The organism is Arthrobacter sp. ISL-30, assembly GCF_018613855.1.
GTDB lineage: Bacteria > Actinomycetota > Actinomycetes > Actinomycetales > Micrococcaceae > Arthrobacter.
The window spans coordinates 40040-63109 of record NZ_JAGGPK010000015.1; the positions used below are offsets into that span (position 1 = coordinate 40040).

Below are 23070 nucleotides of genomic sequence, written 5' to 3' on the forward strand. Positions count from 1 at the left end.
GTAGGAATTGCCATTCATCGTGCCATCCAATAGGTGGCCAGGAGTTGGCAGGGGTGCATAAGGGGCCTATGTGGAAAACGTGGGTCTCGTTTGCCCGCTGGAACTCCCCGGTTTTGATTGAGCGAACCATGGGAAAAGGCCGTATTTCCAAGGATTTTCGACGGATACCGCAAGAAGGATTTACCAAAAGCGGGGAGTTAGCTACATGAAGTTGACCAAGAAAGTTGCACTTGTGACAAACCTGTCATAGGCTGTTTACCGGATCCACTAAATGCCTCCGGTGGGTCTGATGCGAACGGAGAAACGGCCCCGGTTCGTTGCAGCGTATGACTCGTAACGCGGCAAAGGATCGGGGCCAATCGTTTAAGAGGGGATAAGCCGGGTAGCCATTGGGGGGTTATCCGGCCAAAAAGCAAAGGCGTCCGGCTCGGAGAAAAACCCGGGCCGGACGCCTTTGTGAAAGCTGCGAGAAAAGAAACCTAGCTGCTGCGGTCCACTACTGCATGCGCAAAGTTGGTCAAAGAATCCTTGACCACACCTTCGGGAAGTGGCGCCAGGGCAGCCACGGCCTCGTCGGCCCACCGGCGCGCGATCACCCAGGAGTCCGCCGTAACCGGGTGCTCGCGCAGTCCGGCCACAGCTTCGGCAAGCGCCTCGTCCGACGTAAGGTCACCATCCACCAGGGAGAGAAGCTCGACGGCGGAGGAGTCGCCGTCGGCCGCTGCCTTTCGAAGGAGCAGCACCGGAAGCGTGGGCACCCCTTCGCGGAGGTCTGTACCCGGCGACTTTCCGGACTTGACCTTGATGCCGGTTACGTCGATGACGTCGTCGGCGAGCTGGAACGCCACGCCCACCTTTTCGCCGTAGGCCACCAGGACGTCCTCAAAGGTCTCGTCAGCGCCAGCGAAAATCGCGCCGAGCTGACCCGAGGCAGCCACCAGGGAACCGGTCTTGTCCGCAATGACGGAGAGGTAGTGCTCCACGGGATCCTCGTCCTCGCGCGGTCCCACAGTCTCGTGCAGTTGGCCGAGGCAGAGTCGCTCGAACGTGCGGGCCTGGATCCCGAGGGCCCGCGGACCCAGCTCGGAGACAAGGATCGACGCGCGGGCGAAGATCAGGTCGCCGGTGAGGATGGCCACGGAGTTGCCCCACACTTCATGGGCCGTCGGCGCACCACGGCGGAACGGCGCGGAGTCCATGACGTCGTCGTGGTACAGGGTTGCCAGGTGGGTCAGTTCAACCACGACGGCGGCCTGGACCACCTCCGGACGGGAAGCGTCACCGAGGTGTGCGCACAACAGCGTGAGCAGGGGTCGGATACGCTTTCCGCCGGCTTCCACAAGGTGACGCGACGTTGCGTCTGCCAGGGGATCGGAATTGGCAATGGCCTCGCGCAGTTTTTTCTCCACGCGGGCGAGGTTCGTGGTGATCGCGGGACCCAACTCTGCGTCCTGGGCGATGGCGGCAAACCCTGCGGGCAGCTGGAGGCCCGTAGCGATCGCGGTGGTGTTCAAATCGGGCTCCGCGGAGTCAGGAAGGCCGCGACCGGCATGGGTCCAGCTGTGTTCGGGGATGTTTGTCACGGGTTAACCCTAACTTTTAGTTGCGGAAACCGCGGACTCGGTACTGGCACCCTGGGAAGCGCCAATAGAAGAAGTGTTGGAAGTCGCCGGCACCAGCATCTCCAGCACACGGATCACCCTGTCCTCGAAGCCCTTCGCCGACGGGTCCGTCAGGTTGGCCAGCATCCGGACCACGAAGCGCATGAGCAGCGGAACCGGCATTCCCGTGCGAAGCGCGAGCTTCATGACGGCGGGCTTGCCAATGAGTGTCGCGAAGGCCCGGCCCAGCGTGAAGTGCGAACCCCACTGTCCGCGCACATAGTCGGCGTACCGCGCGAGGTGGGCATCGGCCGCTCTGGAAGTCTCCGCCCCGGACGCCCCGGACGCCCCGGATCCCCAGCCTCCGGCACGCGAACGGGAGGCGGCGTCGACGATGAACTCGGCGGCGAAGCGGGCCGACTCCATCGCGTAGGAGATTCCCTCGCCGTTGAACGGCGACACCATTCCCCCGGCGTCGCCCAGCAACAGGAGTCCCGGTGAGTAGTGCGGGGTGCGGTTGAACCCCATGGGCAGCGCGGCACCCCGGATCTCGCCCACCTGGTTCTCTTCGCTGAAGCCCCATTCGGAGGGCATGCCGGCGGTCCATTCGCGCAGGACCTGCTTGTAGTCGAGCTTGCCGAATTCCTTGGAGGAGTTCAGGATGCCGAGGCCAACGTTGGAGGTGCCGTCTCCGACGCCGAACACCCAGCCGTAGCCGGGCAGCGGCTTTCCGGACTTCCCGGGGAGTTCCAGCCAGCCCTCCATCCAGTCGTCGTTGTGCCGTGGAGACGTGAAGTAGGTGCGGACAGCGACGCCGAGCGGACGGTCGTCGCGCTTGTGCAGGCCGAGGGAAACGGCGGTGCGGGTCGAGTTTCCGTCGGCGGCAAGGACGACGTCGGCCTGGAAGTCGCGCGTCTCCCCCGTCTTGCGCCCGGACTCGTCCAGGAGGGCGGCGCGCACGCCGGTGACCCGGCCGTCGTCGTTCCTCAGGGCTTCGGTGACGCTGTGCCGTTCAAGGACGACGGCGCCCGCGGACTCGGCGTGACGGGCCAGAGACTCGTCGAAGCCAAGGCGGGTTCGGATCAGCCCATACGTGGGGAAATCCGCAACCTCGGGCCACGGAAGTTCGATGGTGCGGCCGCCGGCAATGAGGCGGAGGCCCTTGTTGCGGCGCCAGCCCTCGTCCTCTGAGTGCGGCAGGCCGAGCTTCTGAATCTCCCTGACAGCGCGCGGCGTCAGTCCGTCTCCGCAGACCTTTTCACGCGGGAAGCTGGTCTTCTCCAGCACGGTGACAGGGATGCCAGCCTTGGCCAGGTAATACGCGGCGGTGGACCCGGCCGGGCCTGCTCCGACGATCAGTACGTTCACGATGTCCTAGGTGAGGGCTGAGGTCAGCGGGGGGTGCGCTTGATCTGGCGGCGCAGCTTGGCGACGGGCACGCTGTTGTTTTCGCCCTTGGCTCCCGTCTGGCTGCCAGGCTTCTCGGCCCCCGGCTTCTGGGCACGGTGCACCGCCACGATGCCGCCGCTGAGGTTGCGGTACGTGATGTCGGTCCAGCCGGCCTCCGTGAGCCACTGGGCAAGGTGGTCCTGGTCAGGCCAGGCGCGGATGGACTCGGCGAGGTAGACGTAGGCGTCCGGGTTGGAGGAAACCTTGGTGGCGATCGCCGGCAGCGCGCGCATCAGGTATTCGGTGTACATGGTGCGCCACAGCGGAACCACGGGCTGGGAGAACTCTGCGATGACCAGCCGGCCGCCGGGCTTGGTGACCCGCAGCATTTCCTTGAGGGCCTTGTGGGGCTCGTTGACGTTGCGCAGGCCGAAGGAGATGGTGGTGCCGTCGAAGGAGTTGTCGGCGAAGGGCAGGTTGGTGGCGTCTCCGGCGATGAAGTCGATATCCGGGCGGCGGCGCTTGCCCACCTTGAGCATTCCGAGTGAGAAGTCGCAGGCCACAACGTCGATCCCCGCGTCCGCGTAGGGTTCGCTGGAGCTGCCGGTGCCTGCCGCCAGATCCAGCACACGCTGGCCGGGCTTCATATCCATGGCTTCGACCACGATTTTGCGCCACCGCCGCGTCTGCCCCATGGAGAGGACGTCATTCACGACGTCGTATTTTGGGGCGACATCGTCAAACATCGTCGCTACTTCGTCCGGACGCTTTTCCAAGGATGCTCGGTTCACCCTGCAATTGTCGCAGACATCGTTGCAACGCCTTGCACCGACTGGCACTCGACCGGGCACCCACAGTTGCTGCGCTCCACCCTGTCGGCACGGCAACTTCAAGTAAGGTTGACCAATAATGACCAGCACGCTCCGCACCCTCACTGTCCCCCTCGATGACGAGCCGCTACCGACTGGGCTGCCGTCATTCCTGGTCCGTGACGACGTTTTCTGCTGGAGTCGTCGGGAGAACGGGCTGGTCGGCTTCGGAGAGGTGGCGCGGTTCACGTCCAACGGCCCGGAGCGGTTCCTGGAGGCGGACATCTGGTGGCGCCACCTGGTCCTCGAGGCCGACGTCACCGACCCCCTGGAAGTTCCCGGCACCGGTCCCGTAGCCTTTGGATCCTTCGCCTTCTCCAAGCTCTCCCCCTATCAATCGCGGCTCGTCATCCCCGAGATCGTGGTCGGCATCCGGGACGGCCGTGCCTGGGTCACTCAGTTGACCCTCGACGACGTCGAACTCACCGAGGCGGGCGTCCTCGCGTCCCTGCGGCGCTGGCTGGCGACGGCGGAGGGTTCCGTTCCCACCGAAGGCGGCACCGGCGTCGAACGTTCCCACGGTGCGCTTGCCGAAAGCGGCCGCCGAGCCGAACTGCGCAGCGGCTCGCTGAGTGAGGCGGACTGGATGCAGGCCGTTGCCGACGGCGTGGCTGAGATTCGCGCGGGGAAGCTGGAAAAGCTGGTCCTCGCCCGCGACGTCGTGGCCTCCATGCCAGACGGCGTCAGCGTCGCCCAGGTGCTGCGCGAGCTTGCCGGACGCTACCGCGAATGCTGGACGTACGGCGTCGACGGTTTGGTAGGTGCGACGCCGGAGATGCTCATCCAGGTTGAAGGGCGCACGGCGCAGGCGCGGGTGCTGGCTGGCACGCTGGACCGGCGGGATGCCGAGGGTGTGGAGGGCTCGCCCCTTGCCTTCGCCGAGCGGGTGCTGGCGGGTTCCGAGAAGCAGCGCCACGAGCACGAGATCGCCATCCAGTCGCTCACGACGCAGCTGGCGCCGTTCTCCGAGGCCATGAACGCGCACAGCGAGCCGTTCATCCTCGAGCTGCCCAACGTTTGGCATCTGGCCTCGGACGTCAAGGCGGAATTGGCGGATATTGAAGGCCACATTCCCACGTGCCTGGCCCTGATCAACGCACTCCACCCCACCGCTGCCGTCTGCGGAACACCCACGCTGATGGCCGGGGCCCTCATCCGGCGGCTGGAACACATGGACCGCGGGCCCTATGCCGGACCCGTCGGCTGGCTGGATGCGGCCGGCAACGGCGAATGGGGCATCGCCCTGCGGGGAGCCGTGGTTGAAGACGCCCACACCGTGCGGCTGTATGCCGGCTGCGGCGTGGTGGAGGGTTCCCAGCCAGAGGCGGAACTCGCGGAAACCTGGGCCAAGTTCCGGCCCATGCTGGAGTCGTTGGGGATCAACGACCAGCCCGAATGGTCCGTCCAGAGCGCTTCCTAGAATCCGGGATTAGAGACAGTGCCTCAGTTTGCTGACTTGATTTTCTGCGTCTCGAGTTATCCAATGGTGAAACTTAGTTTACTGTGATGTACATCTCCCCGATCACCGCTACACTATAAACCGATTTGATTCCGCATCCCCCTGCAACAAAAGGTAAAGAAATGCAGATCTCCCCTTCGCTCCTGGGTAACCCCATGCTCAAAGCGGCCGCCGTTCTCGCAGTTGGCGCCCTGGCTTTGACCGCTTGTGGGACTCCCTCAGGTGGCAGCGCTCCCGCCGCATCCGGCGTGCAGCTGATCGAGTCCGGCAAGCTGACCGTTTGCTCCGACATCCCCTACGAGCCCTTCGAATTCGTCAAGGACGGCAAGAACGTCGGCTTCGACATGGATCTGGCATCCGAGATCGCTAAAGACCTCCAGGTGGAACCCAACGTGTTGACGGTTCCGTTTGAGGGCATCCAGTCCGGCCAGGCCCTGAGCACCAACCAGTGCGATGTCGCCATCTCCGGCATCTCCATCACCGATGCCCGCAAGACGGTCATGGATTTCTCCACCCCGTACCTGGATGATGACCTCTCCTTGCTGACCACGAAGGCTTCGGGCCTGACGAAGCTCGACGAGCTCAAGGGCAAGAAGGTCGGCGTCCAGCAGGGCACCACCGGCGAGGAATACGCCAAGGAGAAGGGCCTGGAGACCATTCAGTACGAAAACACCGGCCTCCTGATCCAGGCGATCAAGACCGGCGGCGTCGATGCGGCCATCAACAACCAGTCGGTCCTCGGCTTTGCCGCCAAGGGTGATGACAGCCTGGTCTTCGCCGAGACGTACAAGACCGGCGAGCAGCTCGGCATCGCGGTCAAGAAGGACAACAAGGCCATGCTGGATGAGGTCAACAAGACCCTCAAGCGCATCACGGATGACGGCACCATGGACAAGCTGAAGACCACCTGGTTCGGCGAAGCCGTCAAGTAAACCGTCCGCTAAACCATCCACAGAGCCGGGTGGTGCCGGCGTCGGAAGCTCATCCGTTTCGGCATCCGGCGCCACCCTGCTTCATGTCAAAGGCAAATTAAATGGCAATGACTGTCCGCCAACGGGCCCGCACCAGCAGGTCCATCCAGTACGGCCTCCTGATGCTCGCCGTCGTCCTCTTCGTCTTCTTCGCGGACTGGAAAGCCCTGGGCGCCGCGTTCTTCAACTGGGAATCGGCGGCCAACCAGTTCCCCGACATCATCACCCTGGCGCTGAAAAACACCCTCATCTACACCGCGCTGAGCTTCCTCGTGGGCATCAGCGGCGGCCTGGTGCTGGCGCTGATGAAAATGTCCTCCGTGGCGGTGTGGCGCTGGCTCGCGACGCTGTACATCGAGTTCTTCCGCGGCGTGCCCGCCCTGCTAGTGTTCATCGCCTTCGGCTTCGGCATCCCGACGGCGTTCGGCATCCGCTTCGACATCTACGTCACCGTAATGCTGGCCCTGGGAATGGTGGCCGCCGCGTACATCGCAGAAACCCTGCGCGCAGGCCTGCAGGCTGTGCCGAAGGGGCAGCTTGAGGCGGCGCGTTCGCTCGGTATGCCGCACTGGCGTGCCATGGTGTCGATCGTTATCCCCCAGGCTTTCAAGATCGTGCTCCCGCCCCTCACCAACGAGGTCATCCTGCTCACCAAGGATTCGTCCCTGGTGTACCTCCTGGGCCTGGCCGCGTCGCAGTACGAACTCACCAAGTTCGGCCGCGACGGCATCACCCAGCCCAACGCCGGCCTGACGCCGCTGGTTATCGCCGGTGCCTGCTACCTCATCATCACCGTCCCGCTGGGAATTCTGGCCCGCCGCTTTGAATCCCGCACAGCGAAGACGAAGCGCTAGGAGACCCTCATGAGTGAAACATACAATTCCTCCATGACAGCGGGCACAACTTCGCCTCCCGGGAGCGGGCACGTGCAAGCTGCGGGGGTTTCCATCAAGGACCTTCGCAAGTCCTACGGCTCCAATGAAGTCCTCAAGGGCATCAGCCTGAATGTGGAACCTGGACAGGTGGTGTGCCTGATCGGCCCTTCGGGCTCCGGCAAGTCCACGCTCCTGCGCTGCGTCAACCTGCTGGAGAAGCCCAACGAGGGCACCATCCATGTGGGTGCGTTCGAGGCGACCGATCCCGACGTCGACCTGGACCGCATGCGCCGCAGCGTCGGAATGGTGTTCCAGCACTTCAACCTCTTCCCGCACTTGACCGTGCTGGATAACTGCACGATCGCCCAGCTCAAGGTGCTCAAGCGTTCCGCCGAGGAGGCACGGCAGGTGGCGCACCGCAACCTTGAGCGCGTGGGCCTTGGCCACCTGGCCGAGCGCTACCCCGACCAGCTCTCCGGCGGCCAGCAGCAGCGCGTTGCCATTGCCCGGTCGCTGAGCATGGACCCGCAGCTCATGCTGTTCGACGAGCCGACCTCTGCCCTGGACCCGGAAACCGTGGGCGACGTGCTGGCGGTTATGCGGTCGCTGGCCAAGGACGGCATGACCATGCTGGTGGTGACCCACGAGATGGGCTTCGCCCGCGAAGTGGCGGACCGCGTGGTGTTCATGGACGGCGGCGTCGTGGTGGAGGAAGGCCCGGCGGAGAACGTCATTAGCGCCCCGACGCAGCCCCGCACCAAGGAGTTCCTGCGCCGGGTCCTGGACCCGACGCACATCGAAGTCGCGGAGTAGGACACCCAGATTCCCTCAGGACGCGGAAACGGCCTGGGGACGCCTAGATCCGGGCATCCCCAGGCCGTTCCTGTGTCTCCAGCTCACGTTCGCGGCCCCGCAGATGCCCGACGGCGGCCCGGAACTCCCGCCTTCCGCAGCTTCCGTTCGAGTTCGCCCGGATTGTTCAGATCCGCCCAGACCCAGCGAACCACGCCGCGTCCCGTCGCTCGAATGCGGTCTTCGCGGAGCTTCTCGTCCACGACCACCTGGCTCGGCATCCTCCCATTGGAGTACTCCGGCTTCTGGTACTTCTGGATGCCATCGAATTCACCGACTGTCCTTGTTTCTTCCCAATAGAAGTCGGCAAACACGGCGCTCCCTGCCACGTCCGGGATCCGATATTGCAGAACCGGACGAGCCAGCCCTGCAGCATGAATGAGGCCGCGACTGTAGGACTCTCCCGCCGAGGCCGATAGGGGATCAGCAAATTCAATGGCGGCTCGGACGCGTCGTTCCACCGTTGGTGGGTACCGGCCTTCCAGCGCCTCCAGGAGTTGAGCTTTTGTCAAGGCCGGCAGGTGGCACATTAGGTCGGGCTTGATCACATGGTCCAGGGGAACAATCGCCTCGGCGAAGGGCACGTAGGCTGCAAGGTCCAGGACAGTGACCACTCGTCCCGTAACCAGCAGGCCGTCCCGCTCCACGAAATCCAGCCGGCCCCCTTCTACGAGATGCCTTTTCACCCCGGCTCGTGAACGTCCTCCGCCCCGAAACGTCGTAATGGCATGGACGGGCTGGCCTCGCAGGATCGTAGGGATGCCCCACACAGCACCTGCGGAATGGCGTGAAAATACAGTCGGTTTGCTAAGCGCTTCGGCTGCAGCCTCTACCCTTAGCCGATACTGCTGCCAAGGCTGAAGCTGCCGCCATTCCGACGTCGAAACGTAAATTCCCTGGCGGATTCTCGTCAGCGCTCCGGCTCGGGAAGCTTCAGAGAGCGCCTTGGTGCTGGCCCCGAGAAGGCTTAGGTCCTTGGCAAGGACCAGTTTGGGCAGTCGTGTCTCGGCTGGTTGACTCATGAAGCTACGGTTCCAGACCGGCAGAAGCGTTTTCGAGGCGTGGACTTGCCTATGTGGATAACGCGGGAGGACACGGACATGGGCCAGGGATACAGAAAGCGCCGGAGGACACGCGGATCCGGGCGTCCTGGCGCCAGATCCCTGTCCTGATGCAGGGTCAGTGTCCTGGCGCAGCTAGGGTGTCTCCAGCACCTTCGCCACCGTTTCGCCTACCGCCGCCTTGATGCGCGCATGCAGCGCACGGAGCCGGGACCGGTCCGTGCGCACTTCAACAATGGTGCGGCCCTTCAGCGGCGAGGCCAGGGCGGCAGCGAGTTCCGCCGTCGTACTTGCCACGCTATGCCCGACGCCGTAAGCCGCCGCGAGCGCGGACAGGTCCACCGAGTGCGGGGTGCCGAAGAGGCGTTCGACGGCGGTGCCGTAGCCTCCGTTGTCGTCCACCTGGCCGTGTTCCAGCAGGCCGAAGATGCCGCCGCCGGAGTCGTTGAGGACCACTATGCGCAGGTCGGGGGCCGGTTCGCCCGCCCCGAGGAGGAGTCCGCCGGCGTCGTGCAGGAAGGTCAGGTCGCCCACCAGGAGAGTGGTTTCCCGGCCGCCGCCGAGCGCGATGCCCGTGGCCGTGGAGATTGTGCCGTCGATCCCAGCGAGGCCCCGGTTGGCATAAACCGTTGCAAGGGGCTCCGGAACGGGCTGCCCGGCGAGGTCGACGTCGCGGATCCCGTTGGAGGAGCCCAGAACCAGCTGCCCGCGGGCGTGCGCCCACACCAGGGATCCCACGGAAGGGCCGCTCGGGACGGACGTGGAGCCCAGCACTCCATCCAGGGCATGCTGGGCGGCGGCCCCGGCCATGAGCCAGGCGTCCAGCCATTCAACGGAACCCCGGCCGGCAAACTCGCCCAGCTCATCGAGTGAGGCAATGGGGGTCTCCCGGCGTCGGCCCTGCTCATACCAGGCCACGGGCACGGGCTCATACAGGGCCAGCGGCAGGTCGTGCCGGGCGAGCAGGGCAGCAACCGGCCGGGAAAGGGTGGGCCGGCCAAACACCACCACACGCTCAATCGGCATGGCAGCCCGTGGGCCGAAGTACTGCAGCAGGAGCCGGTAGGGGCCCACGGCGTTGGGGCCGAAACGGGCATTGGACGACGGTTCAGCCAGGAGCGGCAGGCTGTGCGCCCGCGCGAACGCCTCGGCGACCGGACCGGCGTCGTGCCCGGCGAGGACCACGGTGTTGCGCTGGGGCAGCCCGGGGTCGGCGGGCGGAAGCGTGAGGGCCTGCGGGCCGGCGTCGTAATGGAAGGGACGCTGCCCGAGGTTAGCCGCGGCGGGCAGCGAGTCCGAGGCCTCGGGGATCAGCGGCTCGCGGAAGGCAAAATTGAGCTGCACGGGCCCCGGCGGTGTGTCTTCGAGGGCGCCGGTGGCGGCGTACAACGCGGTGGAGATGGCCCGTTCCGGATCATTCCCGGCCGGGATGTCGACGGCGAACCTCACCTGATCGCCGAAGATGTCCAGCTGGATGGTGGTCTGGTTGGCACCGGTTCCGCGCAGTTCCTCGGGCCGGTCCGCCGACAGGACGATCAGCGGGACGGCCGCGTGGTTTGCCTCCATGACGGCTGGCAGGAGATTCCCGACGGCGGTCCCCGAAGTAGTGAGCACGGCGGCCGGGGCCCGCGTGGACAGGGCCAGCCCCAGGGCCGTGAAGCCGGCAGACCGCTCGTCGATGCGGACCAGCAACTCGATCCGACCCGCGGCTTCGGCCTCTGCAAGGGCATAGGCCATGGGCGCCGAGCGCGACCCCGGGGCCACCACCACGTGCCGCACACCGCCGTCGAGCAGTGCGTTGACGGCGATCCGGGCGGCGGCGAGGGAGGTCAGGGCGTCGTGCGAGGTCACCGCACCAGTCTATTGGCGCCCGTGCTCCCTCCGACGCTCACTCACCTCCCCGCCCGGACGCTGCAATTGCTGTAGGACACACTAACGGCCCAGGGACACCGGAATCCGGTTGTCCCCAGGCCGTTTGCGTGTCGCCCGGCTAAGTGCGTGTCGCCCGGCTACGAGTCCGTCCGGAACACCTGCACGACCGAGGGGCGAGGTGCGCGGGCCTGGCCGGGTGCCGGGGTGGTGCCGGCGGCAACGTAGTCCGGGAACAGGGAGTTGGGCGCCTCGAACGTACCTTCCTCGCCCGGATGCTGCACGGCGACGAACACGTTGCGCTCCTCGTCGTGGATGATGGGGCCGCAGGTTTCGGCGTCGCGCGGCACTGCCAGGAACTGTTCCACCTTGCCGCGCTCAGCACCCTCAAGGGTGACCTTGAAGAGGCCATCGTTTCGGCCGATGCCCGAAGGCGCGCCGTCCGTGGAGATCCAGAGGTTGCCTACGGAGTCGAACGCCAGGTTGTCCGGGCAGGAGATCGGCGAGACCTGGTCCACCGGGAAGCCGGAAAAGTAGGTGACGTCGCCTTGGGCCGGATCGCCGCAGACCATGAGCAGGTTCCAGGTGAACGTGGTGGAAGTCTGGTCACCCGATTCGACGATTTCTACAATGTGCCCGTCGCGGTTGGCGTTGCGGGGGTTGACCTCCGTGGCGCCTTCCTTGCCCACCTTGCCGCGGTCCGAGTTGTTGGTGCACGCAACATAGACCTTGCCCGTGAACGGGTTCGGCTCCACGTCCTCGCAGCGGTCCATCTTGGTGGGGCCTACCTTGTCGGCGGCCAGGCGGGTGTACACCAGGACCTCCTCGACGGACATCCCGGGAACCGCGGAAGCACCGTTCACAACCAACGGCAGCCACTCGCCCGTTCCGTCGAACGCGCCGTCGGACGGTACCGCACCGGATCCGTCAATTTCGGCAGCCGGGGAGTCGCCGGTGAACTTGGCAACGTAGAGGTCACCCGCGGAGAGCAGGGTCATGTTGTGCTTGCGGTCCCCTTCCCGGTACTTGTCCTTGGAGACGAACTTGTACAGGTAGTCGAAGCGCTCGTCGTCCCCTGAGTAGGCCACCACGTGGCCGGACTCTGCCACGATCACGTTGGCGCCTTCGTGCTTGAAGCGGCCCAGCGAGGAGTGCTTCTTGGGGGTCGACGTCGGGTCGAAGGGGTCCACTTCCACGATCCAGCCGAAGCGGTTGGCTTCGTTTTTGTAGCCGGGGTTGCGGGTGTCGAAGCGCGGGTCGTCCAGTTCCCACTTTCGGGCCGTTGCCGACGACGTCAGGCCGTAGCGCTTATCCCCTGCTGAGGTGCCGGGGGCGACGAAGTAACCCTGGAAGTTTTCCTCGCCCGAGAGGATCGTGCCCCAAGGGGTCGTGCCTCCGGCGCAGTTGCCCAGGGTGCCCTTGATGGCGCGGCCGGACGGGTCCGCCACGGTCTTGACCAACGCCGAGCCGGCTGCCGGACCGGTCAGCTCATACGTGGTGCTGTTCAGGAAGCGGCGGTTAAGGGGCGCGCCCTTGACATAGGTCCACGGCTTGCGCTCGTTCTGGCGCTCGAGTTCGACGACGGAGAGTCCGTGGGCGGCCTGCCCCACCGCCCGCACCTGCTCGGCAGGCATGGAGGCCGGGAACATGATGGCGTCGTTCGTGTACTCGTGGTTCGAGAACAGGACGGCCCGGTTACCCTTGCTGCCCGGGAGTTCCAGGATGTCCGTGTAGTCGTTGTTGTAGCCGAACTGGCGCTCCTGGGCGGCAGCCGTCTGCTTGTCCAGGTCGAACACCGGAGCATCGTTGAACATGGGGTCGCCCCAACGGATGATCGGCAGCCAGGTGAAGCCGGCCGGAACGGTCATGGCGTCCACATCGGCGGGAATGGAGGCGATCGGAGTGAACTCCAGCTTCGACGGCCGGAAACCGGTCTTCGCGGCGGCGGAAAGCCCCGAGCCGCCGTCGGCCACTGCCTTTTCTGCCGAACCCAGCCCACCAAGGACGACGGCGAGCGCACCGGCGGCGCCGAAGCCCAGGGCGGCGCGGCGGGACATGGTGGCCGAGGCGATGTCGCGGAAGTAGCTGTTCTTGCTGGTGTTGCAGACGTCGCCGGCGCAGGCGTTGTCGCACTTCAGGGCACAGGTGACGGGGCTGCGCTTGCCTTTGGTGTGGCCAAACATGGGCAGGAGCGCGAACTTGCGAGGGGTGGTTTCAGACATTCGGGTGCCTCCAGGGTTGAACGTGGGTCGCGCCCACCCTGTCAGCGTTAACCAAATCCGAGAGGACACTCTGGTTAAGTTCCGGTGAACTCACTGCAGCGGCAGTATCTGAGGGAGCGTCCCAAGAAAAGCGGCAGAATCTGAGGGAGCGTCAGTGCCCGGAAAGTTCGGCGTGCACCCGCCGGAGCCGCCCGAGCCACCAGTCCCTTCGCTCAGCAGGCGCCGCGAACCGCTCCAGCAGCTCGTCGTCGGGGGCGGCGTCTCGCAAAGGAATGCTGCCGTCGTCGGGCATTAGCGGCTCCCGGACGACATCGCCCATCAGCAAGGACACCGTTCCCAGGCCGCAGGCGTAGGGCAGTTCGGGCAGGGCGGCGGCGAGCGCGAGTCCGGCGCGGATGCCCACCGAGGTGTCCAACGCAGAGCTGACGACGGCGGGCAACCCGGCTTCCGCGACGATCTCGAGGGCGCGGCGTACCCCACCCAGAGGCGCCACCTTGACCACCAAGAGGTCGGCCGCGCCCGCCCTCGCGACGCGCACGGGGTCGTCCTCCTTGCGAACGCTCTCGTCGGCCGCGATCAGCACGGGCATGCCGTTGGCTCGGAGTCGGCGTCGTACCTCCGCAAGGCCTTCAATCGAGGGCACGGGCTGCTCGGCGTACTCCAGCCCGACGGCGGAGAGCCGACCCAGCGCTTCCACCGCCCCGGGCACGTCCCAGCCGCCGTTCGCATCGACCCGGATGGCTGCGTCGGGGAGTTCGTGGCGCACGGCGGTGACACGTTCGACGTCGTCCGCCAGTTCCTGCCCGCGCTCAGCAACCTTGACCTTGACGGCGTCCACTCGGCCGAAGCGGGCGAGGACGTCCGGGACGCGGTCTGCCGACACAGCGGGGACCGTTGCGTTCACTGGAATCGTGTCCCGGACTGGCTCCGGAAACCCGAGCCAGGCGGCTTCAATGGCTGCGGCGAGCCAGCGGGAGGCCTCGGCGTCGCCGTATTCCGGGAACGGGCCGAACTCGCCCCAGCCCGCCGGCCCACGGAACAGGAGGGCCTCGCGCTCGGTGATGCCCCGGAACTTCACCCTCATGGGCAAGGAGACCACCCGGGCAGTGTCGAGGATTTGCTCAAGGGGCGGGACGGAGCTGGCTATCGGGCTGGGATTGGGCACGATAGCCAGCTTAGGTCAGCGGTTCAGTCGATGTCCCTTGAGGTGCCCTCGGGGGTGAGTCGCACCGCTGCGGCGGCTCCCAGCATAATCAGTACCCAGAAAGCCGTGATCAGCCAAATTCCCCCACCCGCCGCAAGGCTAAGTCCGGCCACAATCATTGGAGTGAAGCCGGCACCGATCATGGAGGCACCCTGATAGGCGACGGAGGCACCCGTATAGCGGTTGCGTGCTGGGAACTGCTCCGCCACGTAGGCGGCGATTGGCCCGTAAAGGAAGCCCTGAACCAGCCCGTTGCCGAGAACGATCGCGAGGGCAAACCCCCAGACTGTTCCGTCGTTAATAAGCACAAGCATGGGGTAGGCCAGAACGGCTCCCAGCAGGGATGCTCCGATCAGGACCTGGCGCCGGCCGATGCGGTCGCTCAAGCGGGCGGAATAGAAGCACACGATCAGCGTCAGGACGGCAGCCCCGGCCTTGATGTTCAGGACACCATTCTTGTCGGCGCCGTTTTCGATCGCTACGGAAACTCCCCAAACCGTGGTCATAGCCTGGCAAACGAAGAATGCAGTTGTAGCCGCAAGGCCTAGCAGAACAGCGCGGGGGTTGTTCCGGAGAACGTCCACGAGGGGCACCTTCTTTTTCTCCCCGGCCTCCTGGAGCCGCTGGAAGGAGGGCGTTTCCGCTACCTTGAGGCGGATGACCAACCCGACGACGATCAGTAGGGCACTGAGCAGGAAGGGCACCCGCCAGCCCCACACCAGGAAGTCGTCGCCGGACAGGGCGGCAAAAAGTGAGAGGGCAAGGGTTCCCAACACTGCGCCGGCCGGGCCGCCTGCATTGGCGAAGGCGGCTGCGAAGCCACGGTGTTTCCGGGGCGCGTGTTCTATGGCCATGAGTGCGGCGCCGCCCCACTCTCCACCGACGGCAATGCCCTGCACCAGGCGGAGGAGGACCAGGGCAATGGGAGCCGCGAGGCCGATCTGCGCCGTCGTCGGCAGGAGCCCGATGGCCGTGGTTCCGACGCCCATAATCAACATGGACAGCACCAGCATCTTCTTGCGGCCCAGGCGGTCCCCGAAGTGTCCGAAAACGACGCCGCCCAGCGGCCGTGCAATATAGCCGGCGGCGAGCGTCACAAACGAGGCGAAGAGCGCAAACCCAGGTCCCAGGTTGGCGAAGAATACTTTGTTGAAGACCAGGCTGGCTGCCGTTGCATAGAGCATGAAGTCGTAATACTCAATGGCGCTGCCGACGAAGCTGGACGCCAGGATGCGGCGCATATCCTTGGTATTCAGGGACTCAGCCTTGGCGGGCGCCGGAGAGACGGCAGGCGCGGAAGCGACGGCGGCTTCTTGGGGTTTTATGGCGATACTTGGCTCTGCAGGATTCATCTTTGGTCCTCTGTCTTTCTAAAGCTATTGACGGCGGCTGTCAACGCTGACGGCCGAAGGGGATGCTGTCCAGGTCGCGGGGCAGGGAGAAGGGGCCGGCGAAATGCTCCGCCGCTTCATTCCAGATCCGGTCGCTGGCGAAACCCGGGACCAGGTGGTGCAGTGCCAGCCGACGTGCGCCTGCCGCCTCTGCCGCCTTGGCGGCGTCCCGGACACTGGTGTGCGATTTGTAGTGGTGGTCCCTGGCGGCCCGATTCGCGGGATCGTCCTGGTCTGCGTAGAGGGATTCCACCCAGTCAAAATCGATGGCTTCGTGCAGGAGGAGATCCGTGTCCCGGGCGAGGGTTACAAGGTTCTGGGTGAAGGCCGTATCGCCCGAGATCGTCACTGATCCATCGGCGGTATCGAAGCGGAAGGCGAAGGCCGGTGCCACTGGAGGGTGTTCAACCAGGATGGCCGTCACTGTCACCAGTTCATCCTCGTAGACAGGAAAAGGTTCCATGGCCGGCGTGGGATTGTGGTTGGGGTGGTAGCCGGATCCTGCCGGTATGTCGATGTCCTCTGCCTGGAATAGGTCAAGGGGGCTTGGCTTGAGGCTGTCGAGGATACGGTCGTTAAGGTCCGTTGCATGCGCCTCCATGAGCTGGGTGAACATTTCCCGGGTACCGGGAGTGGGAAGCCGGGGCGCCAGCGGTAACGGCGCGACGGCGGCCCGCGGCGATACCGGTGGCAGGATGCCACGGTTGCCAGGCCCGATAATCCGAACGGGATCGTCGAGCCGGTCGGCCAGCGCGTACATGCCGAAAAGCCCGAGCCCAGCGAGGTCGTACACATGGTCCGAGTGCAGGTGGGTGATGAAGAGGGCCCTTAGGTCTTTGAGCTCGAGGCCGGACTGGGCCAGCCTTCGTCCGGCACCCTGCCCGAAATCCACGAGATAAAACGATCCACCCACCACAACGGCAGTGGCAATGCCCGTTCGTTCGCCCGCATCGGAGGCGGCCCACCATCGAGGCCCGCCGGCCGTGCCAAGAGTGATGACGTGGGGTTCAAGATTGGAATTGGAAGTCATGGAGGCTCCTTCGGCTAGATGACTTCCCCCAGTGTGTCGGGCCTCACTCCATTTGTATAATCAATTCTTCAGCTCCTTATCTTCAGGAAAATTGATGATCGATTTCACTTTGCGCCAGCTCGAATATTTCGTTGCCGTGCTGGATCACGGCTCGCTGACCGAAGCGGCCAAACGGAGCAATATCTCCCAGCCCGCAGCATCCATGGCGGTCGCGCAGTTGGAGAAGTCCTTGGGTGTCGACCTGCTGATCCGCACGCGGTCCAAGCGCCTCGTCCCCACGGGCGCGGGAAATGAACTTGCAGCCCGCGCGCGGCGTATCCTCGCGGATGCCGCCGAAGTGCCTGCCGCGCTAAGCCAAGGCATGGATGAGATGAAGGGCTCGGTTCGGGTGGGGTGCATGACAGCCATCTCCCCTCGCCTCATTCCTGCCCTTATCGAGTGGTTCGCGGAAAAGTGGCCCGACGTCCTCATCGACTTTGTCGAAGGCCCGGCCGAGAGGCTGCAGACTGCTGTGGCCGAAGGCGCACTCGACCTGGCATTCATCTATTCGCTGCAAGCAATTCAAGGTGTCGAGCTTCAACACATTGCCGACGCACGGGCCCACATCATGATCGCAACAGATCATCCCCTGGCGGCGCAGAACTCCCTTCGATTCGCTGATCTGGAAGATGAAGACGCTGTCTTGCTGGACGTTCCGCCCAGTGCCGAGAAGGTCTTGGCCATGTTCCATACTGCTGGGGTCGAACCCAGGGTCCGCTGGAAAAGCGTGGTGGCACAAACTATTCGTGGACTTGTGAGTTCAGGCCGCGCCTACAGCGTGACCAACGTCTGGCCTGGGGTCCGGACCTCCTACGCCGACTCCAACATCACTCTCGTTCCCATTGCAGACAAGATCCCGCTCAACCGGCTGGTGGCCGCAGTCGCACCTGACATCCGACAGCCACGGAGGGTCCTCGAAGTCCTGACTGCAGCCCGCGAGATTGCCTCGTCCGAGGCCCACCTTCCCCGCCCCATTCCTCACACGCGTTAGGTAGACTTCACTCCACAGGCTTCACAGCAGAGCAGGAGGGGCGCGCATGCATCGCAAGGCAAAGGCAATCGACGTTGCCAAGAGGGCCGGCGTGTCCCGGAGTGCTGTCTCGCTGGTGCTCAATGGGCGCGGCGACGGCAACGTAGCCAAGGAAAGCCAGGACCGCATCCGCCGGGCCGCCGCCGAACTGAACTACTCCCCCAACGCCATCGCGCTGAGCCTTCGCAACCAGCGTTCGCGAGTGATCGGCGTCGTCTCTGACGAAGTAGTGGTCAGCCCCTTCGACGGCAACATCATCGGAGGAGCCGACGACGTCGCTCGCAGCCGCGGCTTCGTGACCGTCGTGATGGACACCGAGCTCGACGCCGTTCGGGACGAGGGCGCCGTCGAGACCCTTCTGGACCGGCAAGTGGACGGGCTCATGTACGTGACGGTTGGCCTGAAGCCCCTGGATGTGCCGCCCGGAATGCTGCGGGTCCCGGCCGTGCTGGTCAACTGCTACGACAGCTCCCCCGTGCAGGTCCTCCCCCACGTCATCCCCGACGAAGTGCGCGGCGGCCGGGATGCCACCAATCACCTCCTGGAGCTGGGCCACTGGGATATCGCGCTGCTGGCAGGCGACGTCGAATCCCCCGCCGCGCCGCTTCGCGTCACCGGCTACCGTGAGGCATTCGCCAGGCGCGGCCTCGCAGTGCGGGAGGACCGGATCCGCATGGCCGGCTGGGATATCGACACCGGGTTCCACGGAGCCATGAAACTGCTCGACGGCGTCTCCCCCGCCGAGCGCCCCACCGCCATCATGTGCGCCAACGACCGCCTCGCCATCGGCGTCGCCCTGGCCGCCTCCCGCCTTGGGCTCAGCGTCCCTGGCGAGCTGTCGATCATGGGCTACGACAACGAGTCGCGGATCGCGGACACCATGATTCCCGCCCTGTCCACCATGGCCCTGCCCCTGCGCGAGATGGGTGCCGCCGCCATGACCGGCCTGCTGGATCGCCTGGAGCGACCCAATCAAGGTGGGGGGCCGAACTACGGTGAAGGGCAGGACGACGGCGGGGGGCAGGACGACGGCGGGACCGCAGCTTCCGCCGTCGACGGCAGCGCTGGGGAGACCAGCCCTGGGGAGACGATGGTCGAATGCCGCCTTGTGGTCCGTGAGTCCACCGGTCCAGTCCCTGCCGGGCGCGGCTGATGTCATTCGCGACGCCTTAGCTGCTGCTTGTCGCGGATCAGCCGCTGGAACTCCCCGGCTTTGAAAACCAGGCCGCCGTAAAAACCCCGTAAACACTGAGCTCCCGGCAGTCCGGAAGTCCACGGAGACGGCAAAAGCGGGGAGATTACGACGGGGGCCGCAGAAAAAGAGACCTGTCACGAACCGGCTAAATTTACTTCTGCGGGTGTTGGGCGGATATGGGTCGCGGCTCGGCGTGTGCTGTAGCGGTGGGCGGTCCTTGCCACATTTGGATGAACCTCGGCAGGCTCTTGCCTCGCTCTGATTCGGACGAGATAACAGATGCCGGCGATGACGGTTCTTTCAGAACTGGATCAGGTGCTGTTCGGTGGGTGCGTCTACGACGAGGTCGAAGGCCGTGTCCCGGCCGGTCGCGTGGAGCCGCGCACGGTAGCTGCCTCTCTCATCACCCGTTATGGTGCCCACTTCCTTCATTTCCCAGCCGGCGGGTGTGTTGAAGTACGCCCGGCCCGCCGGGAGCACCAGGGACACCTCGTGGATGTCTTCCCAACCAGGCGACGTTGCCTCCGGTCTTGCCTCCATGACCTCCACCGTCAAGTTAATTGGTCCTGAATCCACACCGGTGGAAACCAAGGGAACCATCAGCGGAGTTTCCTGCCTCTCACCGCGCATCGCGGCCTGCAAGGCGGCTGTAGGGTCTGCCGGAGGAAAAGGCTCAACAACAAAATTCACAGCATGGCCAGATGCATGTATGACAAAACCTGCTGACTCGATCACAAGCCCTGCCCTTCAAGCGAATGGGGACATAAACCGTCTACTTTCAACTACCCGCATTGGAACATGAAGGACGCCGGCCAGTACAGGGCAAGCTCCAGCTGTCTCAGGTTCCGAACTGACACGACTGGTCCCTAGCCGTGCATTTGGGCCGTGAAACAGAAACGTCAGCCGCATGGAACCGACGATGACCGCGGCCGCGTTCACGGGGACTGGTCAGACCCCGGGAGACATAATCGTGAGTTCCCCGCTGCTCAATGCCATAGCCACGCAGTCCGCAACGCGGAGAGCATCGGCCTCGGATGCTCCTGCTTTCAGCCTGAAGGCTAGCCTGGAGGACGGCATGTCCGCGCTTTGCACTGCTGTCTCCACACTTGGGTCGTTGTCGCACCCGGCCAGGGACGAATAGACAGGGTAGCTTACGCTCACGCCCCATCGGTCGTCGGCAGAAGCGGTGCGTGCATAATCTGTTGGACCGGACGGCGCAGCACAGGCGGTCAGGAACATAACGAGTATCGGCGCCAAAGCTCGTTTCCGCATTGTCGCCCCCTAACACTGTGCCCGTGCCTTCAGCATGGCATTTGACCGTCTCTCTGGGAAGGCAAGGAGACGGGGGATCGAGAGACGGTTCAGCCCCTGGACTTGCCTATAGGAACATCTCCCCGGCTTTGAAAACCCGGCCGCCGTAAAAACCCCGTAAACACTGAGCTCCCGGCAGTCCGAAAGTCCACGGAGACGGCAAAAGCGGGGAGATTACGACGGCGGCCGCGGCACCTGTATGACGACGCGGTATTGATCCAGCAGATCAGGCGGCTCCCCACCCAGGGAAGTCGCCTCATCTGCAGTATTAAATGTAGTCGCCTACGCCTCGGCACCGCGACTGACGGATATCCCTACTCCGGCCAGGCCAGTTCCCAAACGTCAGCCTCGGTACGGCCAGGCAGCTCCAGATGCCACTCTTCCCCGAGCTGCGGATAGGCCCTCAGGGTGGTAGCGACGCCGTTGCTCCGGTACACCTCTACCACCGACGCGTCCACGAAGATACGCAAGGACGGGCCATCAGTCGAAGCACCAGGAGTCGAAGCAGCACCATCCAAGGACTCAGCAAACACCACCTGTCGCTCCCCGTCGGATCCAACAAGCACCAGCCGAACCTCGCCGGAACCTACAGGAGCACTTTGTCCCGCAGTCACTTCAACCTCGGCTGCCCGCGGGAGGACCAGGGTACCGCCCTCCGCCTTGGCCAATGACCGGCCTCTGTAGGCGTCGACCTCGGGTGCCGGCGAAACCACCAGGGTGTCGTCAATGACGGAAAGCTCGCGCGGGAAGGTCAGCACTCCGGCCCAGCCTGCGGCGTCGATGGACTCCTGGCTGCGGCCACGGACCCCACCCCGGCCGAACCCTTCGTTGGCCCAGCCCCACAACAACGCCCTGTCCTCGAGCGCAACGATCTGCGGCGCATAGAAGTCCCTCCCGAGGTCCGACTTCCCGCCAGTCCGCGGCTCGAAGACGGGCAGCCCTGTGGCGGGATCCTCCACCAGGGCACCGATGAGGTGACCAACCCCATTAGCGTGCTCATGTTCATCCCCCGAGAGCCAGAGCGAGAACATCATCACCCAGGCATCGCCGTCAGAGGAAGAATCCCCCGAAGCAGTCCCGGAAGGAGCCCCAGAAGAAACCCGAGGCACCCGCACCAACTGGGGGCATTCCCAGATCTCTGCAGGCGCGAACCTGGCGGCAACGGGGTTCTCGGTGGTGAGCCAGATTCCCTGGTATTTCCAGTCCATCATGTCGTCGACGGTGTAGAGCAGGACGGCGGCGTGCCCGTTGGCAAGGCCCGCGCCCTGCATGGCGTAGCGCCTGCCTTTGAACCTGAAGATGAAGGGGTCGCGGACAGCCGTGACCAGGCCGTCAGAGGGCATCGTGGCAGCAATGTGGCCGTCCTGGTTCCACTCCACCAGGTCGGCGGAGCCCCGCGCCACAGAAACTTGCGAGTGGCCGCCGTCGGACCTCACGGCCGAGTAGACCGCGGTGGGGACGCCGCCGTCGTCCGTTACGACGCCGGACCAGCAGCCGTACTCATCTGGGCCGCCGGGCTGGGGCCGCAGTGCAACGGGATGTTCCTCCCACCGCACAAGGTCGGGAGAGCTGATGTGGCCCCAGCAGATTTTGGCGTGCCGGGCGGAATCGGGGTTGTACTGGAAGAACACGTGGTACCGGCCGTTGATGTAGCTGATGCCGTTGGGGTCGTTGATCCAGCCTTGCGCCGGCCGGGGGTGGAAGGCCGGGAAGACGGGGTCGTGGTGGCTGGCCCAAGAGGATGCAGAAGCGGCCAGTTCGGGATACGTCATCGAAATCCTTGTCGCGGATAGGAACCAGGGGTAGGGACTATTTGCCGGAACCGGCGGTGAGGCCGGCCTGCAGGGCGCGTTGGCCGAAGAGGAACACCACCAGTGCGGGAATCATGGAGAGCACGACGCCGGCGAGGACCACCGAGATGCTGCCCGTGCCGAGGTTGCCCTGCAGCGAGACCAGTCCCAGTGGAAGGGTGAAGTTCTGCTCGGAGATCGTCAGGATCAACGGACGGAAGAACTCGTTCCAGTGGTAGTTGAAGGCCAGGATGCCCACGATGGCGAGCCCGGGCATCGCCAGCGGCGCGTACACGGAACGGAAGGTCCGCCACGGGGAGGCGCCGTCGATGGCTGCGGCCTCGCCAAGGTCGGCCGGGAGCCCCAGGAAGTACTGCCGCATGAGGAAGGTGCCGAACGCCGTCGGAATCGCCGGGAGAATCAGTGCCAGCAGGGTGTCGGAGAGCCCCATTCCGCGGATGAGCATGAAGATCGGCACAATAGTCACCTGCGCAGGAACCATCATGGTGGCCAGCACGATCGAGAACAGCGCCTGCCGGCCGCGGAAGCGGAGATTGGCGAAGGCGTATCCGGCGAGCGCGGCGGTGGCCATCTGCCCGACGGCGATGAGTCCCGTCACGAGGGCGCTGTTCAGGACCAGCAGCATGATGTTGAGCTGCTTGAAGACCTGCTGATAGGACGTGAAGTCGGGCTCCAGGGGAAGGAACGACGGCGGCAGTTGGAACGATTCCGCCGGCGGCCTCAGCGACGTGGACAGGGTCCACAGCACAGGTCCGAGGACAAGGACAGTGGCGATGAGGAGCAACAGGACGCGGCCCAGCGTGCTCCAGTTCCGGGTGCGCTTGCGCATGGTCCGGTTTCGGGGGCCCAAGTTCCGGGCGATCCGGTTCCGCCTCCCGTGGGCGGCGTTGC

The 23070-nt window shown here is 64.9% G+C and carries 18 protein-coding genes; 6 read left to right on the plus strand and 12 right to left on the minus strand.

Annotated features, from left to right (window positions below; all coding sequences use genetic code 11):
- Window positions 1-479: 479 nt before the first annotated feature.
- Genes J7E82_RS06830 through J7E82_RS06840 form a run of 3 tightly spaced genes read right to left on the minus strand, consistent with a single transcriptional unit; the run spans window position 480 to window position 3781 of the window.
- On the minus strand, window positions 480-1583 hold the full coding sequence (locus J7E82_RS06830; RefSeq protein WP_214861874.1) for a polyprenyl synthetase family protein: 1104 nt from the start codon (window positions 1581-1583) through the stop codon (window positions 480-482).
- Between the two features lie 9 nt (window positions 1584-1592).
- Window positions 1593-2969 carry a geranylgeranyl reductase family protein gene (locus tag J7E82_RS06835; protein WP_214861875.1) on the minus strand — a complete coding sequence of 459 codons (1377 nt, stop codon included), beginning with the start codon at window positions 2967-2969 and terminating at the stop codon, window positions 1593-1595.
- A gap of 23 nt (window positions 2970-2992) precedes the next feature.
- On the minus strand, window positions 2993-3781 hold the full coding sequence (locus J7E82_RS06840) for a demethylmenaquinone methyltransferase (RefSeq protein ID WP_214861876.1): 789 nt from the start codon (window positions 3779-3781) through the stop codon (window positions 2993-2995).
- A 118-nt stretch (window positions 3782-3899) separates the two neighbouring features.
- On the opposite strand from J7E82_RS06840, the gene J7E82_RS06845 reads away from it, so the two are divergent.
- The 4 genes from J7E82_RS06845 (at window position 3900) to J7E82_RS06860 (ending at window position 7977) form a co-directional block, all read left to right on the plus strand.
- A complete protein-coding gene (locus tag J7E82_RS06845; RefSeq protein ID WP_214861877.1) occupies window positions 3900-5279 on the plus strand; it encodes an isochorismate synthase MenF in 1380 nt (459 codons plus the stop codon).
- Window positions 5280-5440: 161 nt separating this feature from the next.
- Window positions 5441-6250 carry an ABC transporter substrate-binding protein gene (locus tag J7E82_RS06850; protein WP_214861878.1) on the plus strand — a complete coding sequence of 270 codons (810 nt, stop codon included), beginning with the start codon at window positions 5441-5443 and terminating at the stop codon, window positions 6248-6250.
- Between the two features lie 101 nt (window positions 6251-6351).
- Window positions 6352-7143: an amino acid ABC transporter permease gene (locus tag J7E82_RS06855; RefSeq protein WP_214861879.1), complete on the plus strand. Its 792-nt coding sequence runs from the start codon at window positions 6352-6354 to the stop codon at window positions 7141-7143.
- A gap of 33 nt (window positions 7144-7176) precedes the next feature.
- Window positions 7177-7977: an amino acid ABC transporter ATP-binding protein gene (locus J7E82_RS06860; RefSeq protein WP_214861902.1), complete on the plus strand. Its 801-nt coding sequence runs from the start codon at window positions 7177-7179 to the stop codon at window positions 7975-7977.
- A gap of 83 nt (window positions 7978-8060) precedes the next feature.
- On the opposite strand, the gene J7E82_RS06865 is transcribed toward J7E82_RS06860, so the two are convergent.
- From J7E82_RS06865 to J7E82_RS06890, 6 genes are all read right to left on the minus strand, one after another.
- Window positions 8061-9038: a hypothetical protein gene (locus J7E82_RS06865; RefSeq protein WP_214861880.1), complete on the minus strand. Its 978-nt coding sequence runs from the start codon at window positions 9036-9038 to the stop codon at window positions 8061-8063.
- A gap of 174 nt (window positions 9039-9212) precedes the next feature.
- A complete protein-coding gene (menD, locus tag J7E82_RS06870; RefSeq protein ID WP_214861881.1) occupies window positions 9213-10928 on the minus strand; it encodes a 2-succinyl-5-enolpyruvyl-6-hydroxy-3-cyclohexene-1-carboxylic-acid synthase in 1716 nt (571 codons plus the stop codon).
- Between the two features lie 158 nt (window positions 10929-11086).
- A complete protein-coding gene (locus J7E82_RS06875; protein ID WP_214861882.1) occupies window positions 11087-13168 on the minus strand; it encodes a PhoX family phosphatase in 2082 nt (693 codons plus the stop codon).
- 151 nt (window positions 13169-13319) lie between these two features.
- Window positions 13320-14333 (minus strand): o-succinylbenzoate synthase, encoded by a 1014-nt coding sequence (locus J7E82_RS06880; protein ID WP_308113663.1) that lies wholly within the window; start codon window positions 14331-14333, stop codon window positions 13320-13322.
- A gap of 23 nt (window positions 14334-14356) precedes the next feature.
- Complete coding sequence (locus J7E82_RS06885; RefSeq protein WP_214861883.1) at window positions 14357-15724, minus strand: MFS transporter; 1368 nt, start codon at window positions 15722-15724, stop codon at window positions 14357-14359.
- Window positions 15725-15764: 40 nt separating this feature from the next.
- Window positions 15765-16793, minus strand: a complete 1029-nt coding sequence (locus J7E82_RS06890; protein ID WP_214861884.1) for an MBL fold metallo-hydrolase — start codon at window positions 16791-16793, stop codon at window positions 15765-15767.
- A 94-nt stretch (window positions 16794-16887) separates the two neighbouring features.
- Between J7E82_RS06890 and J7E82_RS06895 the strand changes: the two genes are divergently transcribed.
- Window positions 16888-17823 carry a LysR substrate-binding domain-containing protein gene (locus J7E82_RS06895; protein WP_214861885.1) on the plus strand — a complete coding sequence of 312 codons (936 nt, stop codon included), beginning with the start codon at window positions 16888-16890 and terminating at the stop codon, window positions 17821-17823.
- A gap of 46 nt (window positions 17824-17869) precedes the next feature.
- Window positions 17870-19015 (plus strand): LacI family DNA-binding transcriptional regulator, encoded by a 1146-nt coding sequence (locus J7E82_RS06900; RefSeq protein WP_214861886.1) that lies wholly within the window; start codon window positions 17870-17872, stop codon window positions 19013-19015.
- Between the two features lie 342 nt (window positions 19016-19357).
- On the opposite strand, the gene J7E82_RS06905 is transcribed toward J7E82_RS06900, so the two are convergent.
- The 3 genes from J7E82_RS06905 to J7E82_RS06915 form a co-directional block, all read right to left on the minus strand.
- A complete protein-coding gene (locus tag J7E82_RS06905) occupies window positions 19358-19597 on the minus strand; it encodes a hypothetical protein (RefSeq protein ID WP_214861887.1) in 240 nt (79 codons plus the stop codon).
- 1085 nt (window positions 19598-20682) lie between these two features.
- On the minus strand, window positions 20683-22140 hold the full coding sequence (locus tag J7E82_RS06910; protein WP_214861888.1) for a glycoside hydrolase family 32 protein: 1458 nt from the start codon (window positions 22138-22140) through the stop codon (window positions 20683-20685).
- A gap of 37 nt (window positions 22141-22177) precedes the next feature.
- Window positions 22178-23008, minus strand: a complete 831-nt coding sequence (locus tag J7E82_RS06915) for a carbohydrate ABC transporter permease (protein WP_214861904.1) — start codon at window positions 23006-23008, stop codon at window positions 22178-22180.
- Between the last annotated feature and the right edge of the window lie 62 nt (window positions 23009-23070).

Excerpts from the sequence above, each read along its gene's own strand:
- J7E82_RS06845 (WP_214861877.1), top strand. The coding sequence starts at position 3,900 with ATGACCAGCACGCTCCGCACCCTCACTGTCCCCCTCGATGACGAGCCG.
- J7E82_RS06850 (WP_214861878.1), top strand. The coding sequence starts at position 5,441 with ATGCAGATCTCCCCTTCGCTCCTGGGTAACCCCATGCTCAAAGCGGCC.
- J7E82_RS06855 (WP_214861879.1), top strand. The coding sequence starts at position 6,352 with ATGGCAATGACTGTCCGCCAACGGGCCCGCACCAGCAGGTCCATCCAG.
- J7E82_RS06860 (WP_214861902.1), top strand. The coding sequence starts at position 7,177 with ATGACAGCGGGCACAACTTCGCCTCCCGGGAGCGGGCACGTGCAAGCT.
- J7E82_RS06865 (WP_214861880.1), bottom strand. The coding sequence starts at position 9,038 with ATGAGTCAACCAGCCGAGACACGACTGCCCAAACTGGTCCTTGCCAAG.
- J7E82_RS06875 (WP_214861882.1), bottom strand. The coding sequence starts at position 13,168 with ATGTCTGAAACCACCCCTCGCAAGTTCGCGCTCCTGCCCATGTTTGGC.
- J7E82_RS06885 (WP_214861883.1), bottom strand. The coding sequence starts at position 15,724 with ATGAATCCTGCAGAGCCAAGTATCGCCATAAAACCCCAAGAAGCCGCC.
- J7E82_RS06890 (WP_214861884.1), bottom strand. The coding sequence starts at position 16,793 with ATGACTTCCAATTCCAATCTTGAACCCCACGTCATCACTCTTGGCACG.
- J7E82_RS06895 (WP_214861885.1), top strand. The coding sequence starts at position 16,888 with ATGATCGATTTCACTTTGCGCCAGCTCGAATATTTCGTTGCCGTGCTG.
- J7E82_RS06900 (WP_214861886.1), top strand. The coding sequence starts at position 17,870 with ATGCATCGCAAGGCAAAGGCAATCGACGTTGCCAAGAGGGCCGGCGTG.
- J7E82_RS06905 (WP_214861887.1), bottom strand. The coding sequence starts at position 19,597 with ATGGAGGCAAGACCGGAGGCAACGTCGCCTGGTTGGGAAGACATCCAC.
- J7E82_RS06910 (WP_214861888.1), bottom strand. The coding sequence starts at position 22,140 with ATGACGTATCCCGAACTGGCCGCTTCTGCATCCTCTTGGGCCAGCCAC.
- J7E82_RS06915 (WP_214861904.1), bottom strand. The coding sequence starts at position 23,008 with ATGCGCAAGCGCACCCGGAACTGGAGCACGCTGGGCCGCGTCCTGTTG.